Source organism: Actinomyces sp. oral taxon 849 str. F0330 (genome assembly GCF_000239715.1).
In the GTDB taxonomy this organism is placed as follows: Bacteria; Actinomycetota; Actinomycetes; order Actinomycetales; family Actinomycetaceae; genus Actinomyces; species Actinomyces johnsonii.
Genome location: NZ_JH470353.1, coordinates 53,545 through 55,702, shown reverse-complemented (window position 1 = coordinate 55,702; position 2,158 = coordinate 53,545). Strand labels below are relative to the sequence as shown.

Genomic DNA, 2,158 nt, shown 5'->3' with positions numbered 1-2,158 from the left:
CCAAGAACCGCGGCCACTCCCCTCCGATGAGGCGGTGATCAGGCTGCTGTGGCTGGCGATCTGCGACACCTGTGGACAAGCGAGCCCGAGAACGCGACAAGGAGAAAGGACTGCCAGCATCCAAGCGCAGGGCCAAGGGCAAGCTCGTCGAAGGACAGATCACCACCGACTGGAACAAGGCCCTGGCCCAGCTCACCACCGCCTACCCCGACCGAATCAACCCCTACCTGTAAAACGCTTACACAGAAAACTGGACAGGTCCACGATCTCAGGCACCAGACCCGGTTGGCCGCAAACCCCTGCAAGGGAAAGCGGTCAAGCCCGGTGTCCTTGGCACAGCGGATACGGTCCCCTGGCAGCGGGCCCGCAGCCGGTGGCGCACCTCGAGATCGGCGAGCTGACCCACCCTCGTGCTGGTGGCGAAGGCGGTGGGCCGGTAGCCGCCCACGTCCTCGAAGCGCAGCTGGGCGCCCTGATGGGGCCGCTCTCGGCGCACGGTTGACCCGCATCCCCTTGGGCCAAGCGGTCAGGTCCAGCAGGTCGGCGGGTCTCAGCGACGTCCGCACCATCCCTGGGCTGGCCGTCAGCGTTGTAGGCCGGGGCCCAGGCGGTCTCGGGGATGGTGTCGTAGATCTGCGGCGTGTGCTCGGGAAGCATGAACCCCACGCTGTAGGACACCCGCCGACGGGCCAGGAACTCAATAGTCTCCTTCGTACCTCCGGCCCCGTCGATGCGCACCAGCACCTTTCTACCGGGTCTGGGGCCGAGCCCGGCCTGGTCCAGTACCCGGCGGATGATCTCGACGTGGTCGGCGACGGTATTCGAACCCGCGTTTCCAGGACGCAGCACGAGCGCCGCGCACTCACCGGCCCCTTGGCCAGTGCCGTGGTCGAACCATGCGGTCAGGGGGTGGTAGCCGAACCCCTTCTTGAAGGTCGGGGCCGCCCCCTCTTTCTCGCAAGTGGACGCCCACCAGGGTGGCGTCGAGGTCGATCACCAACGGACGCTTAGCGCTGATTCCAGCCGTTGGTGAGTGCTCGCCGGCCAGGTCCCACACCCGCTGCCGCACCGTCTTGCGGGCCCGGCCTCGGCGGCCTCGACAGCCTCGACGTGGTCGGCCAGGGTCCCCACAAGTCGCGAGACCGTCGGGTCGCAACAGGCCCGAAGACCTCCTTGTCGCACCGCAGCAGCGAAAGGTCCGACAGGCACCGACCTCCCAGGGCCACGCACACCGCCAGATCCAAGATGATCTTGCCCGGGTCGTGCACCGACCACGACCGCCGCCACGCAGACAGGACCCGTGAAAGCTCGTCGCCCAGGCCCGTGACCCTGCTCGTCTCGGTCAGCAGCCTCGCCCCGGCCAGCCCCACCGCAGGAACATCCCCGGACTCCACACCCACAACCGGGTACAACCCGCTATTCTTCACCACGAAGGTGTCCTTCCCCTGGAGTTCTCGGATCTCAGCAACCCGCATTATTCCAGGCGAAGCGACACCTTCACCCCATCTTCAACACCCCGACGATGAAAACTCGAGGCTAGTGGACCCACTCGGCGGTGGCGAGCACGGGCGGTGTCGATGTCCTCCCAAGGGCCCTGGCCAAAGGATGAGCTCGGCCTTGTACAGCGAGTTGAGTGCCTCGGCCAGGGCGAAGCCGAAAGGAGTCGCCCTTGGAACTCACCGAGGCGACCGCCTCGCAGTCGGACAGGGCCTGCCCGTAGCGAATAGACCTGTACTGCACCCCACGGTCGCAAGTGATGCACCAGGCCCGTCAGGTTGGCCCCGGTTCGCTTTCGTTGCCAGACGGCGATCTTGAGGGCGTCTAGGGCCAGGTCGGTGCACACTGGCCGGTAGGTGGTCTGCCAGCCGATGATCCTCCGGGAGTACACGTCAGTGACGAAAGCCACATAGACCTACCCGGAGAGGGTGCGTACATAGGAGGGGCACCTCCCGCTTGCGGGGGAATGTCGGCGACCCATAGCTCTTTTGGCCTGAACGCGCTGAAATGCCTTTTGACGAGGTCGGCCGGGCACTGCTCTCGCGGCGCGCTGCGCGTGGTGCGCGGGGACTTGGCGCGGCGGACGCCGCGCAGACCCAGGTCGCCCATGAGGCGTTCGACGGTGCAGCGGGCCACGTGACCGGCACCGTGACGCTCGGCG

The 2,158-nt window shown here is 66.8% G+C and carries 2 pseudogenes; one reads left to right on the top strand and one right to left on the bottom strand.

What is annotated here, in order from left to right:
* Positions 1 to 233: pseudogene (locus HMPREF0975_RS15595) on the top strand (IS256 family transposase); the annotation flags it as partial.
* Positions 234 to 315: 82 nt separating this feature from the next.
* On the opposite strand, the pseudogene HMPREF0975_RS17320 reads toward HMPREF0975_RS15595, so the two are convergent.
* A pseudogene (locus HMPREF0975_RS17320) lies at positions 316 to 942 on the bottom strand (transposase); the annotation flags it as partial.
* Between the last annotated feature and the right edge of the window lie 1,216 nt (positions 943 to 2,158).